Below are 14861 nucleotides of genomic sequence, written 5' to 3' on the forward strand. Positions count from 1 at the left end.
CGAGGATGAATGCCTGCCGTCCGGGAGGACGGCGGGGCGGGAACGTCGTCCCGCCTCGGCGAGGGCTTGCCTCAACGTCGTAAGCTGAGGACAGAAGTCGAACTCGTCGATCCCATGGGAGGCAGCGTCATGTCCGAGTCCACCGATCACACCCCCAGCTACGTGACCGAAGGTGCGGAATTCAACCGCGATACGAACTACATCGACGATCGCATCCTCAACGATCCGAACGCTCAGTGGCCCGTCGAACCGGGCCGGTATCGCCTCATCGCCGCCCGCGCCTGCCCCTGGGCGAACCGGACGATCATCGTCCGTCGCCTCCTCGGGCTCGAGGACGTCATCTCCCTCGGGATGCCCGGTCCCACCCATGATGCGCGGTCATGGACGTTCGACCTCGATCCGGGCGGGGTGGATCCGGTGCTCGGCATCGAACGGCTGCAGCAGGCGTTCTTCGCGCGCTTTCCGGACTATCCGCGCGGAATCACCGTGCCTGCCGTCGTCGACGTGCCCACCGGCGTCGTCGTGACCAACGACTTCCCGCAGATCACGGAGGACTTCTCCACTCAGTGGACCGACTACCACCGCGCAGGCGCCCCGAATCTCTGGCCCGAAGAATCCCGGGAGGAGATGGGGAAGGTGATGCGCCATATCTATACGGAGATCAACAACGGGGTCTACCGCTGCGGCTTCGCCGGTTCCCAGGACGCCTACGATGCCGCTTTCGATCGCCTCTTCAACGCGCTCGACATCGTCGAGGATCGGCTCGGCCGGTCACGGTTCCTCATGGGTGAGACCATCACCGAGGCGGATGTCCGACTGTTCACCACGCTCGTGCGCTTCGATCCCGTCTATTTCGGTCACTTCAAGTGCAATCGGCAGCCGCTCACGGCGTTCGAGAACCTGTGGGGTTACGCCCGCGACCTCTATCAGACCCCGGGCTTCGGAGACACGGTCGACTTCGAGCAGATCAAACAGCACTACTACATCGTCCACCAGGATGTGAACCCGACACAGATCGTGCCCAAGGGCCCCGATCTCTCGGGTTGGCTCAGCGATCACGGCCGTGACCGGAAGTTCGGCGGATCGCCGTTCGGCGACGGGACGGCTCCCGGACCGGTCAAGCCCGGTGAAGAGGTCGATCCCGCTCATACGGCATCGGCCTGGGTGAGCTGACTTCCGGGCGAGCCGCTCCCTCGAGGAGCCGATGCACTGCTGGTCCCGGCGCCCACCCCGGCCGAGAGGACATCCGCCACAGCTGAGCCGGAAGGCAGACTGCCGGTGAGCCCACCTGTGGCAGCGGTCGCGACAGCGGCGGCTACAGCGGCGACAGCAGCGGCGACAGCAGCGGCGAGAGAGTCCGGATCAGGGTTCGGCATGGCCAAAAGTCCGGATAAGGGCGCGGCCCGCCGCTCACAGTGCGCTCACAGCGGTTAGTGTGGAAACGAACACCTCAGACCGGATTACGAACGCACCGTGCGGATACTCATCGAAGGAGCACACACGTGGCACCTGCCAAAGTACTGGCCTCACGCAACACCGTCGCTGAGGTCGGCCACAATGCCGTCAACAGACCCGGGCCCGCCCACCTCGTGCGCGCAGTCCAGCGTTTCGGACAGCGTCTGGGCAATCAGTTCGGTGCCGCGATCACCTACTTCCTCGTTCTCGCGGTCATGCCCATCGCCATGGTCAGCCTCGCGAGCATCGGATTCGTCCTCGACGTCGCACGCCCCGAGCTCCTTCCCGAGGTCACGAAGCAGATCGAGACCTTCACCGCCGGCAACTCCTCGCTGACCGAGCAGCTCGAGAGCTTCCTCCTCGACTGGCAGGGAGTGGGAATCATCGGTATTCTCACCGGCCTCTACACAGGTCAGGGATTCATCGGCAACCTCGGTGCCGCGGTGAGAGCTCAGCTGCACGACGACTTCGACGATGCCGTGCCGGAGAAGTCCTTCGTCAGCAAGGTCATCAACAACGTGGTCACCCTCATCGGCCTCATCATCGGCCTCCTCCTGGCCGTGGCGCTCACGGTCGTCGGCACCGGTCTGCGCTCGATGATCGCCGACTTCCTCGGGCTCGGCGGATTCGCCGGCAGTCTGCTGTTCATCGTTCCGGTCATCCTCACCTTCGGCGCCGCCTGGCTGATCTTCTGGTTCCTGTTCACGATGCTGCCGGAGAAGCCGGTCGACAAGCAGGCGAAGAACCGCGGCTCCCTCATCGGCGCGACCGCGTTCCTCATCCTCATCAACTTCTCCACCGTGCTCGTCAATCTCTTCTCCGGGAACAAGGCCGCCGGCGTGTTCGGATCGATCATCGCGATCATGCTCACGCTCAACGTCTTCGCCCGCATCATCCTGTTCATCGCCGCCTGGATCGGCACGGCGAAACCGCCTCGGCCGCGCGAAGAGGAGCCGGAATACCGGTTCGTCGAACCGAAGGTGCAGGCGCAGAGCCTCGGCGCGCTCATCACCGGTGCGGGAATCGTGGCGCTGACCCTGCTGGGCTTCAAACGATTCGAGGAACGCCGGTCCGATCGCGAGTAGGCGAGACGGTAGACTGTGGGCGCATCCGTTTCAACTGACCGAGGGGACACGACCTTTGACTGACGCTACGACTGCTCGCCTGAACGATTGGGCGAAGAAGCAGACCGCCGCCGAAGAACTCATTCCGCTAGTCGGACGCCTGTACCGTGAGAACGACGTGCTGCTCACCCTGTTCGGGCGGTCGCTGCTGAATAAGTCGGTGACGGGCATGATCAAGGCGCACCGCTATGCTCGCCACTTCCTCGGCGAAGAGCTCGACATCCAGATCACCCACCGCATCGTCAAGGCGCTGTCGGGTCTCAACCTGGCTCCGGCCCGCATCGATCTGGGCCGTCTCATCGAGAAGCTCGATGATCCCAACGCCGACGTCGACGCCTTCCTCGCCTCCGAGCTCGCCGATGTCGTCGAATCTCAGTCCGGCAAGGGCGAGGTCCGCGACGTCGTCCTCTACGGCTTCGGTCGCATCGGTCGTCTGCTCGCCCGCATCCTCATCGATCGCGCCGGCGGCACCGGTATGCGTCTGCGTGCGATCGTCGTGCGCCGCAATGGGGAGAACGACATCGTCAAGCGCGCCTCCCTGCTGCGCCGCGACTCGGTCCACGGAGCCTTCGACGGCAGCATCGTCGTCGACGAGGAGAACAGCACCATCCAGGCCAACGGCACCCTCATCCAGGTCATCTACTCGAATGACCCGTCGGAAGTCGACTACACCGCCTACGGAATCGATGACGCCATCATCGTCGACAACACCGGAAAGTGGCGCGACGAAGAGGGCCTGTCCAAGCACCTCGCGTGCCCCGGTGCGTCGAAGGTCCTGCTCACTGCTCCCGGCAAGGGCGATGTGAAGAACATCGTCTTCGGAGTCAACGACGACGCGATCCTCGACACGGACACCATCGTCTCGGCCGCTTCGTGCACGACGAACGCGATCACCCCGGTGCTCAAGGCCATCAACGACAAGTTCGGTGTCCGCAACGGCCACGTCGAGACGGTCCACTCGTTCACGAACGACCAGAACCTCATCGACAACTTCCACAAGGGCTCCCGCCGGGGACGCGCGGCCGGCCTCAACATGGTGCTGACCGAGACCGGTGCCGCCAAGGCCGTGGCCAAGGCTCTGCCGGAGCTGGCCGGGAAGCTCTCGGGCAACGCGATCCGCGTGCCCACCCCGAATGTGTCGATGGCGATCCTCAACCTCAACCTGGACACGGCCACCTCGGTCGACGAGCTCAACACGTTCCTACGCGAAGTGTCGATGCATTCGCCGCTGCGCAACCAGGTCGACTACGTCACCTCCCCCGAGCTCGTGTCCACCGACCTCGTCGGCTCCAAGCGCGCCGGTGTCGTCGACGGTCTGGCCACGATCGTCGACGAGGACCGCGTCGTCGTCTACGTCTGGTACGACAACGAATTCGGCTACTCCTGCCAGGTCGTGCGCTGCGTGGCCAAGATGGCCGACGTCGACGTCCCGGCTTTTCCCTGATATCGATATCGCCGAGGCGGCCCACCGCAACGCTCGGATGAGCGTTCGATAACTGGCTGAGACAGGTGCCCGGAGTCTCACGACTCCGGGCACCTTCGTCATTCACGTCCGTCGCCGTCCCCGCCGGGCCTTGCGCCAGTGGTTCAGCACATCCTCGGCGCCATCCCGCACCCTGGGCCGCATGCCCTCCGCTTCGTGCCGCAACCCCGTGGGAACGGCAGAACCTCCCGCAGGAACGGGAGGTTCTGCCGGTTTCGGGACGTCTGGTCAGCAGCGGGAAGTGTCAATCACTCCGCGGCATCGGACTCCATGGCTTCATGCAGCCAGATCGGCGTGAAACTGGCGAATCGGTCAGCCAGTTCGTCGTCGCTGTCGAGGATGACGGCGAGTCGGTCATCGGCGTTGGCCAGCTCATTCGCCCAGATGGGTCCCAGGCAGGACAGCAGCAGGCAGGCGATGACGACGGCGCCGGCCAGGACCGGCGTCTGAGCCCACAGCAGGATGCCGAACAGGATCCCGATGATGGCGAAGCCGAGGGCCACGGCGAGTCCGGCGTTCCGCGTCCGCGGCGCCTTGGCTCGAGCCGGACGGGTGGCCGCGATCGAATCGAGCACGTCCCGGTTGATCCGCGTCCAGGCGATGATCGCGCCCAGCGCACAGACGATGCCGATCATGATGAGGCTGAATGCCGAGAACAGCAGCACCGCATCGATGTGATCGCCTTGAGCCTGGACGGCGGCACCGAGTCCGGCGACGAGCATCGCCAGGGCGAGCACCAGCATGCTCAGCAGACGGGCACGGCGCACAGCGATGAGTTCGGCGATCACCCTGGCCAGGAACGCCCGCTGCGCCGCAGGGTCGTCGGCCAGGCTCACCGCACGTACCCGAGCTTCTTGTCCACGGTGTGCGGGAACTGCTCCCCGGCCAGATACGCCTCGAACAGGCGATGGAACTGCTCGGCCAGCCGCATTCTCCACCCGTTCGTGTCTCCGCTCATATGCGGGGTGATGATGACATCGTCCATCGCCCACAGAGGATGGTCGGCCGGCAGCGGCTCTTCGTCGAAGACGTCGAGCCCGGCCCCGGCGATCTGCCCGTCGCGCAACGCAGTGACGAGCGCGTCGGTGTCGACGGTGTCTCCGCGTCCGACATTGATGAACACGGCGGTGTCATCCATGGCGGCGAATGCCTCGGCGCCGATGAGCCTCTCGGTCTTCTCCGTCAGCGGTGCGATGTCGATGACCCAGTCGAATCCGGCCACATGCTGGGGCAGGGCGGCGGAGTCGATGACCTCACCGAAGTCGGGGTCGCCGCTGCGGGCGCGCGACCCGGCTCCGGTGACCTCGATGTCGACGGCCGTCAGCAGGCGGGCGATGCCCCGGCCGATCGCACCGGTGCCGACGATGAGCGCCTTGGTGCCGGCGATATCGCGGGTCGACCGGCGGTTCCACTTCCCCTCCGCTTGGTCGTTCAGCGAGCCGATCGAGCTCTTCGCATGCATGAGGATGTAGCTGAGGACGAACTCGGCGATCGGGCGGTCGAAGATCCCCCGGGCGTTCGTCACCGTCACCGGCGAGTCGACGAGCTCATCGAAGAGGAGCGAATCGACGCCCGCCGCGGCGGCATGGACCCAGTCGAGCCGGTCGGCATGTGCATAGGCATCCTTGAGTGCGGTGGAGAAGAAATCCCACATCAGCAGCACATCGGTGCCGGGCAGCGCCTGGGACAGGGTCGACGCCTCGGCGATGCGCAGTTCGATCCCGTCCCGCTCCCCCAGATCAGTGATCAGCTCGGGGATCTCGGTCCCGGGTGCGTTGAGTATGGTCAGTACCGTCATTCCTCGGCTCCTTGGACAGTGGGCTTTCTGCCACACTAACCGATGAAGCCTCGACCGGGGTGGAAACCGACGCGGACACGGCCCCCGCATTCTCTGCTGCGACGTCGAGGTTCTCCCGCTTCGCCGGTTCGTTCTTCAGCGTCTGCGCCAGCGGAGTGTTGGGCAGGAAGCAGAGGAAGACGAAACCGAGGACCGCCAGCGGAGCCACCCACAGGAACAGGGGCACGAGGGCATCGTTGTAGGAGGTGATGATGAGCGAATGCATCGGCTCCGGCAGCTTCGACACGATCTCCGGGGTCAGCCCGGTCGAGGAGACCTTGGGCATGTGACCCTGCGGGGAGGCCTTGGCGATCTCCGTGATTCCGGACTTGATGTTGTCCATCAGCCGCTGGGTGAACACGGAACCGATGAAGGCCATGCCCAAGGTGGCGCCGACCTGTCGGAAGTAGTTGTTCGAGGCGGTCGCGGTGCCGACCATGGACACCGGGAAGGCGTTCTGGACGACGAGGACGAGAGTCTGCATGCTCAAGCCCAGTCCGAGTCCGAGCAGCGCCAGGCAGCCGATGGTCTCCCAGGCCGAGCTCTCGGCCTTGAGCTGGGAGAGCAGGACGAGTGCGGCGGCCATGATGAGGATGCCGGTCAGCGGGTACTTCTTGTACTTGCCGGTGCGGGAGACGATGAATCCGACGAGCGTCGACGACACGAGCATGGTGCCCATCATCGGCACCATCATCAGTCCCGCGACGGTGGCATCGATGCCGTGGACCATCTGCAGGTAGGTGGGCATGTAGGAGAGCACACCGAACATGCCGATGCCGACGAAGAGACCGGCGATCGTGCACAAAAGGAAGTCGCGATTGGCGAACAGGTGCATCGGAATGACCGGCTCGCTGACCTTGAGTTCGACGAAGACGAAGGCGACTGCGGCGATGATTCCGGTGACGATGAGCCCGTTGATCTGCCATGATCCCCATTCGTAGTCGTGTCCGCCCCAAGCGGAGGTGAGCACGATGCAGGAAGTCACGATGGACACGAGCGCCATGCCGATGACATCGATCTTCGGACGCTTGCCTGCGCCCTTGTCATGCTTGGGCACCTTGAGGAACACGGCGGCGGCGATGAGGGCGATGATGCCCAGAGGGAAGTTGATGGCAAACGCCCAGCGCCAGCCGGGTCCTTCGGTCAGCCAGCCGCCGATGAGCGGTCCGGCCACGGACGACACGGCGAAGGCCGAGCCCATGATGCCCATGTACTTGCCGCGTTCGCGGGCGGGGACGACGGAGGCGATGATCGACTGTGAGAGGATCATCATTCCGCCGCCGCCGATGCCCTGGAGCACGCGGCCGAGGATCAGCGTCGACATCTCGTTCGCGATCAGGGCGAAGACCGATCCCAGCAGGAAGCAGCAGATGGCGAACATGAACAGCGGTTTGCGTCCGAACAGGTCACCGACCTTGCCGTAGACGGGCATCATGATCGTCGAGGCGAGCATGAACGCGGTGGAGACCCACAGCATCTGGTCGACGCCGTCGAGTTCGCCGACGATGGTCGGCAGCGCGGTCGCCAGCACCGTCTGGTTGAGGGAGAACATGAACATCGCGATCATCAGGCCCACGAAGAGCAGAATGATCGCCGAGGTGGCCATCGGCTCGGTCTGTGCGTCGGGTCCCGCGGGTGCTGAGTTCTTCGAGGTGGTTGCCGTCATCGCCTTCTCATCGGTTTCGTGGTTGCTTCTCATCACAGCTTTCGTCATTGCAGTCGGTCCAGTACCTTGCGGAACAGGCTCAGGGAGTCTTCGAAGATCGCTTGGGTTCCGCCTTTGCCCTCGACCGCTTCGAGATCGGCTTTGATCGTCTGTCCCGCATGGTTGAGCGGGACGCGGCAGAGCTGGGTGAGCATCCGCGCGCTGCGCCAGGCGGACTCCTCGGAGGAGAACTCCTGGCCGAGGTGGCGCAGTCGCTCAAGCACGTGAGAGGTGACGATCTCTTCGAGTTCTTCTGCCCGGTCGAAGCTCTTGCTCACGAGTTCCGGGTAGAGAGCGAAGAGGCGGCGGCGCCGAGCCGGAAGTTTGGGATCGACGGAGCCGACGAGCAGCGCTTCGCGGACGAAGCGCGCCGTGTCTTCGGCAAGTGTGTCGAGTCCGGCCGGGCTGTGGACGTAGTCGAAGGCGAGGCCCTCATCGACGCTGACCTCGGATCCGAGGCCGACGATCGCGTCCTCTTTCGTCTCGAAGTAGTTGAAGAAGGTGCGTGTGGACACCCCCGCGTCGGCGGCGATCGTCGCCACGGTGGCACAGGCCAGGCCGTCTTCGAGGACGCGGGTGATCGCCGCCTCGTGGAGGGCGCTGCGGGTCAGCCGCGCCTTTTTCGAGCGCAGGGATTCATCAACGGGCATACGTCCATTTTGCACCAGGTGCAAACTTTCACCAACTGCAAATCTGCAATTGTGCACTATTTCACTGTGTGCAGTGTTCTACATCAGCGTCTTCAGCCTCGCCCGGTGCTGCTCGAGGGTCTGCAGCTGGCCGAGCAGTGCAGCCTGGCCTGCTCCGTCGGCGGTGTCCTGGCGCTGCAGGCGAGAGTGGAGTTCCTTGGCGATGCGTTCGAGGTCGTAGTCGAAGAGGCGGGCGACGATGCCGCGGGCGAACCGGTCGATCCCGTCCCCTTCGATCACCGGCAGCGGGGTCACGAGCAGCTGAGCCACATAGGGTCTGAGGTCCTCGGCAGCGGCGTCGAGGACGCGCTCGGCCCATTTCGACTGGGCGGGGCCGGCGGCACCCAGTCCCCCGGCTTGTCCGATCGCGTCCTGGATCCGCCGGTAGCCGGGGTGTTCGAAGGCCTTCGCGGACAGCGAGTCGAAGAGCTTCGCATTCACCACCTCCGGATGTTGAAGGGCGACCATGAGGGCGCCCTTCTCCGTCTTCAGCCGGGCAGGACTGATCGGGGCCGAGAGGTTCGAGACGTCGGGGCGTTCCTCGTAGACGTATTCCAGGCCGCGTTCGTCGGAGGCCTCGCCCGCCGAGGCGGGCCCGGGCTCGCGTGCGCCCCCGGACGGGGCGTGCCCCGGTCCGGTTCCGGCACCGGACCCTGACCCCGAACCGGGTACGGCTGACGTCGAGGGTGCGGGCGCGGTCGGCGTCGGCGGCGGACCGTCGCGATATGACGACTGACGGGCGGGCGCCTCGGCGGGCCGTCTGTTCTGCTTCGGCTGGCGAGCGGCGGTGCGGACCGCCGCCTCCACCTCATCGATGTCGACGCCGATGCGGCCGGCGACGAACCGGTAGTAATGCGAAAGACTGTTTCGGTCGCGGACGTCGGTGAGCACCTCGGCGGCGGCGCGGACCGCGGAGATCCGACCTTCGACGGTGTCGAGGTCGAAGCGGGCGATCGCGGTGGTGATGACGAATTCGAAGAGCGGCTTGCACCCGTCGATGAGTTCGCGCAGGGCCGCGTCGCCCTTCCTCATCCGCAGGTCACAGGGGTCGAGGCCGTCGGGTTCGACGGCGACGAAGGTCTGGGCGCTGAACAGGCTCTCGAATTCGAAGGCCTTGAGCGCAGCCTTCTGACCGGCGGCGTCGCCGTCGAAGGTGAAGATCACCTGCCCGGTCGGGTCGTCGCCGAGGAGGCGGCGGATGATCTTCACGTGTTCGGCGCCGAAGGCCGTACCGCAGGTGGCCACGGCCTGGTCGACTCCGGCGAGGTGGGCGGCCATGACATCGGTGTAGCCCTCGACGACGACGACGCGCTTGGTCTTCGCGATCGACTTCTTCGCCAGATCGAGGCCGTAGAGGACCTGGTTCTTGTGGTACAGCGCGGTCTCCGGGGTATTGAGGTACTTCGGCCCCTTGTCATCGTCATAGAGTCGGCGGGCGCCGAAGCCGATGGTCCGGGCGGTCATGTCCTTGATCGGCCAGATCACCCGACCGCGGAACCGGTCGTAGATTCCGCGTCCGCCCTCGCTGGCCAGGCCGCCGGCGAGGATCTCCTCATCGGTGAATCCGGCCCTGCGCAGGTGTGTCGTCAGTCCATCCCAGGATTTCGGGGCGAAGCCGATGCCGAAGACTCGGCTCGACTCCGCGGGGAAGCCGCGGCCAGTGAGGAATTCGCGACCGATCTGCCCGGCTTCGGATTCCAGCGCCTGGGCGAAGAAGCGCCCGGCGACTTCGTGCATCTCCAGCAGTCGCTGCCTGCGGCTGGCCTGTTCCCGGTCGGGGCCCTTCCCGTCCTCGTAGCGCAGGTGCATTCCGGCCTTGCCGGCCAGGGTCTCGACGGCTTCGACGAAGCTGAGCTGTTCGACCTTCTGCAGGAAGGTGAATACGTCGCCGGATTCACCGCAGCCGAAGCAGTGGTACATCCCGACCTGGGGGCGCACCGTGAACGAGGGAGTCTTCTCGTCGTGGAACGGGCACAGGCCCTTGAGCGATCCGATGCCTGCGGTCTTGAGGGTGACGAATTCCCCGATCACCTCGTCGATGCGGGTGCGGCTGCGCAGTTCGTCGATGTCCTCGCGCTTGATGAGTCCGGCCATGGTCTAGAGCCGATCCCCCGCTCCGGCGTTGAGGTGATGGTAGAGGGCCCAGGCGGAATGGTCGGTCAGGGAGGCGATCTGGTCGACGATGACGCGCCGCCGTGCGGAGTCGTCGGCGGCCTCGGCGTGGTCGGCGCGGAACATCGGATCGAGTTTGTCCGGTGACTGCGAGTACCATTCGGCGAGTTCGTTGATGACTGCCGCCTGGATGTCATGGAGTCGCAGTCGATCCTCGGCGACCATCACCGTCAGCGTCGCCATGCCCTTGAGCACGGCGATCTCGACGGTGGTCGTCTCGGGCACGACGAGTGAGGCGGAGTACCGGGCGAGGGGTTCCCACCCGAATTCCTCACGGGTCGCGGATTCCGCGGCCCCGACGAAGCGCCCGATGAGCTGACTGGTCATGTGCTTGAGACCGGCCTGGGCCCGACGGGATCCGTCGAAGGCCTCCTTGGGCCAGTAGGCGGCCGCCTGCAGTCGGCCGAGCGCCTTGTCCATCTCCGCATCGGTGGTCTCCGGCAGATACCACTGACGGGTGATGTCGAAGAGTTCGGTCCGACGGTCATCGGCGGCGAAGTCGGCGAGGTCGAGGTGTCCCGCGACGATGGCATCCTCGACGTCGTGGACGGAGTACGAGATGTCGTCGGCCAAGTCCATGACCTGGGCTTCGATGCATCTCTGGCCGTTGTCGATGCCGTCGCGGTAGAAGTCGAAGACAGCACGGTCGTCATCGTAGACACCGAATTTGCGCACCCCGGAGTCACGGCGACCGGCCGTGGCTTCGGCCCGCGGCCACGGGTACTTCGTCAATGCGTCGAGGCTGGCGCGGGACAGGTTGAGACCGGCCGGACGGCCGTCATCGGCGATGACCTTCGGTTCGATGCGCGTGACCAGGCGCAGGGTCTGGGCGTTGCCTTCGAAGCCGCCGATGTCGGCGCACAGGGCATCGAGGATCGTCTCTCCGTGGTGGCCGAAGGGCGGGTGCCCGAGGTCGTGGGACAGGCAGGCGGTGTCGACGATATCGGGATCGCAGCCGAGGTAGCGGGCGAGTTCGCGTCCGACCTGGGCCACCTCGAGGGAGTGGGTGAGGCGGGTGCGGACGAAATCGTCCGTGCCCGGGGACACGACCTGGGTCTTCGCGCCGAGGCGGCGCAGGCCCGAGGAATGGAGGACGCGGGCACGGTCGCGCTGGAAGGCCGAACGTCGTGGATTCTTCGCCGGTTCGCTCACCCACCGCTCCTCGTCCCAGGGCGAGTAGACCGCCACGGTACCCGTCCGCACCGAGGTGTGCGGGTGAGTGTCGAAGGGCATTCTCATCCTCCTGAGATGTCGAGTTCGGCCTCCGACAGCAGCGACTTCCCGCTGGGATCGAAGATGCGGGAGTCCAGCCAGCCTTCGGGCAGGTGCGGCTTCTTCGGCCGGGTGGTGCGGCCGCGGGACCCTTCGGCGGCTGCTCCCGGATAGGGGGCGTCCTTGTCGAGCTGGTCGAGCAGTCCGGCAAGTTCCTCGAGGAAGGAGACCATGGCCAGCTGACTGCGCAGCTCTCCTCCGACGGGGTAGCCCTTGAAGTACCAGGCGATGTGTTTGCGCAGGTCACGGACGCCGAGGAATTCGTCCTCGAAGTGATCGACGAGGTATTCGCCGTGTTTGTACACCGCGCGCGCCACCTCGGCGAGACCGGGACGGTGGCGTTCGTCGCTGCCGTTCAGCGCGTTCGCGAGGTCACCGAACAGCCACGGCCGCCCCTGACAGCCGCGCCCGATGACGACGCCGTCGCAGCCGGTCTTGGCCATCATGTCCAGGGCATCCTCGGCGGCGAAGATATCCCCGTTGCCGAGCACCGGTACGGTGTCGCCGAGGTGGTCCTTGAGCCGGGCGATCGCGTCCCAGTCCGCGGTCCCCGAGTAGAGGTCCGCGGCGGTGCGGCCGTGCAGGGCGACGGCGGCGACGCCGGCGTTGCGAGCGGTTTCGGCGGCGTCGAGGAAGGTCGTGTGGTCGGCGTCGATGCCCTTGCGCATCTTCACCGTCACGGGCACGTCCCGGCGGGCCGCCTCGGTGACGGCCGTGGTGACGATGGAGGTGAATAGGTCCTGTTTCCACGGCAGCGCGGAGCCGCCGCCCTTGCGGGTGACCTTGGGCACGGGGCAGCCGAAGTTGAGGTCGATGTGATCGGCCCGGTCCTCCTCGACGAGCATCCGCACGGCCTGGCCCATGGTCACCGGGTCGACTCCGTAGAGCTGGACGGAGCGCGGGGTCTCATACGGTTCGTGGTGGATGATGCGCAGCGTCTTCGGATTGCGCTCGACCAGCGCCCGGGTGGTGACCATTTCGGTCACGTACAGGCCGGCTCCGTATTCGCGGCACAGGCGGCGGAAGGCGGTGTTCGTGATTCCGGCCATGGGCGCGAGCACGACGGGCGAGGACAGCTCGATCGGCCCGATGCGCAGGGCTGTTTCGGGCGTCGGGGATGCGGTTTCTGGGGCAGGGCTGATGACACTCACGCAACCATTATCCCAGTCAAGTCAAAATCGCACATTCGCCTGCTTCTCCTCACCTGTTCACGCCCGGAATCCGTGCCGCTGCGGACGCGCTCCTCCCCCGTAGCGTCGACTCATATGTTCACATCAACTGATTCGGAGCGCAGAAATTCCCGCACGTCCCATTCGGTGTCGACGGAGAGTTCGGAGGCGAGTCGGTCGTCGTGGGTGACGATCACCATCGCACCGCCGAATCCTTCGAGAGCGGTCACCAGCGCTTCGAGCGATGACAGGTCGAGATTGTTGCCCGGTTCGTCGAGGATGAGCAGCTGCGGCGCCGGATCCTGGAGGAGTCCTGAAGCCAAGGCGACGCGGAAGCGCTCCCCACCCGACAGGGTCGAACAGATCTGGCCGGTGCGTCCGGCGCGCAGTCCCATGGCCGCGAGCACTTCGTGGACGCGGTGCGGGTCGAGCTGCGGATTGCCCGATCGCACCGCTTCCATCACCGTCAGCTCTCCCGGCAGTCGGTACTGCTGGTCGAGGTGGGCTGTCGGGGCGGCGACGGTGATGTCGAGGTCGCCGAAGAGTTCGGCGACCGGCGGGCCGCCGCTGTCCGCAGCACGGTCATCCGCGGCGCCACCGTCTGAGGCACGGCCGTCCGCGGCCGCCAGGATCGCCGCCAGCAGGGTCGATTTCCCGGCCCCGTTCGGTCCGGTCAGTCGGATCCGTTCCGGCCCGACGATCGTCTGTGGTCGCTCGGACTTCGCCGAGGCGGCTGTGGAGATCTCGAGGACCCGCTTGGTCGAATGGACCTGGGTGTCGGGCAGGTCGAGGCGGACGCTCGATGTCCGACGCAGGGCATCCTTGGCAGCGGTGAGTTCGTCCCAGGCCGCCGCCTCGTCGGCGGCTTTGTCGCCACGCCGTTTGGCCGCTGACTTCTCGGCGAAGTTCGTCAGCCCGTTCATGACGATCTTCGGTCGACGTTTGCTCTCCTTATCCCTCTTGGCTTTCCGGTCGGCTCGTGCGAGCTTCGTCTCCAGTTCGATCCGCTGTAGCTTTTCGACCTCGTGGGACTTCTTCGCATCGGTGACCTTCTGCTGCTTGGCTTCCTCTTCAGCGGCGACCATGGCTTCGTAGTCATCGAAGTTCCCTCCGTAGACGCGCAGCCGGTCGGTCATCTCGATGATCGAGTTCATCTGGGTCAGCAGAGTTCGGTCGTGGGAGATGACGAGGGTCGGTCCGCGGCGTTCCGTGAGCAGCGTCGTCAGCAGCGCCCGCCCATCCTCGTCGAGGTTGTTGCTCGGTTCGTCGAGGATCAGCCAGGCGTCGCCGACCAGTGCCGCTCGGGTCAGTCCGATGCGTGTGGCCTGTCCGCCGGAGAAGCTGCTCAGACTCCGGTCGAGATCGCTCACATTCAGCTGCAGCCCGAGTTCGGACAGCGCCGCCAGGGCTCGCGCTTCGATGTCCCAGTCATCGCCGATGAGGTCGAAGTCGGCGCCAGTCGCTTCTCCGGCCAGGGCGCGGCCCAGCGCTTGTCGAACGGAGGCGATGTCCAATGCGGAATCGACCCGCTGCGTGGAATGCGGCAGCAGCTGGTCGATGTAGACGGCGCCATCGGCACCCGTGACGGTTCCTGACGAGGCTCGCAGTCGACCGGCGAGGATGCGGGCGAAGGTGGATTTGCCGATTCCGTTGTCGCCGACCAATCCGACGAGGTCAGCAGGGATGGTGGCGGTGAGTCCGGAGAAGATCTCGGTATCGTCGCCGAGGCGGTAGTCCAGTTCGGACACAGTGATGGCTGTGGGCATGAGGGTCCTCATTTCGTGTACGCAGAAGCGCTGCGGGCCCGTGGCACCCGCAAGTCACGGTATGAGGATTCACTTCACTTGAGCGACGTCCTTGATCGGAAATGGGACATTCCCATGATTGCCGAGGCGATACGTCCGGTCAACCCCACCCCTTCTTGCTACCTGACGGCGGCCCAGCAACCTGGCGCG

11 protein-coding genes are annotated in these 14861 nt (G+C 65.6%); 3 read left to right on the forward strand and 8 right to left on the reverse strand.

Features of this window, described 5'->3' with window-relative positions; translation table 11 throughout:
- The first annotated feature begins 129 nt into the window (after nt 1-129).
- From ACTIIH_RS11925 to ACTIIH_RS11935, 3 genes are all read left to right on the forward strand, one after another.
- Nucleotides 130-1173: a glutathione S-transferase C-terminal domain-containing protein gene (locus ACTIIH_RS11925; RefSeq protein ID WP_441451986.1), complete on the forward strand. Its 1044-nt coding sequence runs from the start codon at nt 130-132 to the stop codon at nt 1171-1173.
- Between the two features lie 329 nt (nt 1174-1502).
- Nucleotides 1503-2540, forward strand: coding sequence for a YhjD/YihY/BrkB family envelope integrity protein (locus ACTIIH_RS11930; protein ID WP_101553422.1), 1038 nt, complete (start codon nt 1503-1505; stop codon nt 2538-2540).
- Nucleotides 2541-2595: 55 nt separating this feature from the next.
- On the forward strand, nt 2596-4023 hold the full coding sequence (locus tag ACTIIH_RS11935; RefSeq protein WP_441451980.1) for a glyceraldehyde-3-phosphate dehydrogenase: 1428 nt from the start codon (nt 2596-2598) through the stop codon (nt 4021-4023).
- A 287-nt stretch (nt 4024-4310) separates the two neighbouring features.
- Here ACTIIH_RS11935 and ACTIIH_RS11940 read toward each other — a convergent pair whose 3' ends face one another.
- From ACTIIH_RS11940 to ACTIIH_RS11975, 8 genes are all read right to left on the reverse strand, one after another.
- Entirely contained in the window at nt 4311-4898 is a 588-nt protein-coding gene (locus tag ACTIIH_RS11940; protein WP_240811952.1) for a hypothetical protein, read from the reverse strand.
- On the reverse strand, nt 4895-5860 hold the full coding sequence (locus ACTIIH_RS11945) for a D-2-hydroxyacid dehydrogenase (protein WP_101593384.1): 966 nt from the start codon (nt 5858-5860) through the stop codon (nt 4895-4897). Before ACTIIH_RS11945 ends, ACTIIH_RS11940 begins: the two co-directional genes overlap by 4 nt.
- The gene (locus ACTIIH_RS11950; RefSeq protein WP_240811951.1) at nt 5802-7598 is read right to left on the reverse strand and encodes an MDR family MFS transporter; all 1797 of its coding nucleotides are present in this window, start codon (nt 7596-7598) and stop codon (nt 5802-5804) included. The genes ACTIIH_RS11945 and ACTIIH_RS11950 overlap by 59 nt, the downstream gene beginning before the upstream one ends.
- Before the next feature lie 11 nt (nt 7599-7609).
- Nucleotides 7610-8254, reverse strand: coding sequence for a TetR/AcrR family transcriptional regulator (locus ACTIIH_RS11955; protein WP_101593382.1), 645 nt, complete (start codon nt 8252-8254; stop codon nt 7610-7612).
- Nucleotides 8255-8332: 78 nt separating this feature from the next.
- The gene (dnaG, locus tag ACTIIH_RS11960) at nt 8333-10387 is read right to left on the reverse strand and encodes a DNA primase (protein ID WP_101593380.1); all 2055 of its coding nucleotides are present in this window, start codon (nt 10385-10387) and stop codon (nt 8333-8335) included.
- A gap of 3 nt (nt 10388-10390) precedes the next feature.
- On the reverse strand, nt 10391-11698 hold the full coding sequence (locus tag ACTIIH_RS11965; RefSeq protein WP_101593379.1) for a deoxyguanosinetriphosphate triphosphohydrolase: 1308 nt from the start codon (nt 11696-11698) through the stop codon (nt 10391-10393).
- Nucleotides 11699-11700: 2 nt separating this feature from the next.
- Complete coding sequence (gene dusB, locus ACTIIH_RS11970) at nt 11701-12888, reverse strand: tRNA dihydrouridine synthase DusB (protein ID WP_101553416.1); 1188 nt, start codon at nt 12886-12888, stop codon at nt 11701-11703.
- Between the two features lie 110 nt (nt 12889-12998).
- Nucleotides 12999-14672 (reverse strand): ATP-binding cassette domain-containing protein, encoded by a 1674-nt coding sequence (locus ACTIIH_RS11975; RefSeq protein WP_441451985.1) that lies wholly within the window; start codon nt 14670-14672, stop codon nt 12999-13001.
- Between the last annotated feature and the right edge of the window lie 189 nt (nt 14673-14861).

The sequence above is a fragment of the Brevibacterium sp. genome, assembly GCF_052105255.1.
Classification (GTDB): domain Bacteria; phylum Actinomycetota; class Actinomycetes; order Actinomycetales; family Brevibacteriaceae; genus Brevibacterium; species Brevibacterium linens_B.

Bases quoted from the DNA above. Each gene is read 5' to 3' on its own strand.
- ACTIIH_RS11955 (WP_101593382.1), bottom strand. From the start codon at position 8,254: ATGCCCGTTGATGAATCCCTGCGCTCGAAAAAGGCGCGGCTGACCCGC.
- ACTIIH_RS11945 (WP_101593384.1), bottom strand. From the start codon at position 5,860: ATGACGGTACTGACCATACTCAACGCACCCGGGACCGAGATCCCCGAG.
- ACTIIH_RS11965 (WP_101593379.1), bottom strand. From the start codon at position 11,698: ATGCCCTTCGACACTCACCCGCACACCTCGGTGCGGACGGGTACCGTG.
- ACTIIH_RS11925 (WP_441451986.1), top strand. From the start codon at position 130: ATGTCCGAGTCCACCGATCACACCCCCAGCTACGTGACCGAAGGTGCG.
- dnaG (WP_101593380.1), bottom strand. From the start codon at position 10,387: ATGGCCGGACTCATCAAGCGCGAGGACATCGACGAACTGCGCAGCCGC.
- ACTIIH_RS11975 (WP_441451985.1), bottom strand. From the start codon at position 14,672: ATGCCCACAGCCATCACTGTGTCCGAACTGGACTACCGCCTCGGCGAC.
- ACTIIH_RS11950 (WP_240811951.1), bottom strand. From the start codon at position 7,598: ATGAGAAGCAACCACGAAACCGATGAGAAGGCGATGACGGCAACCACC.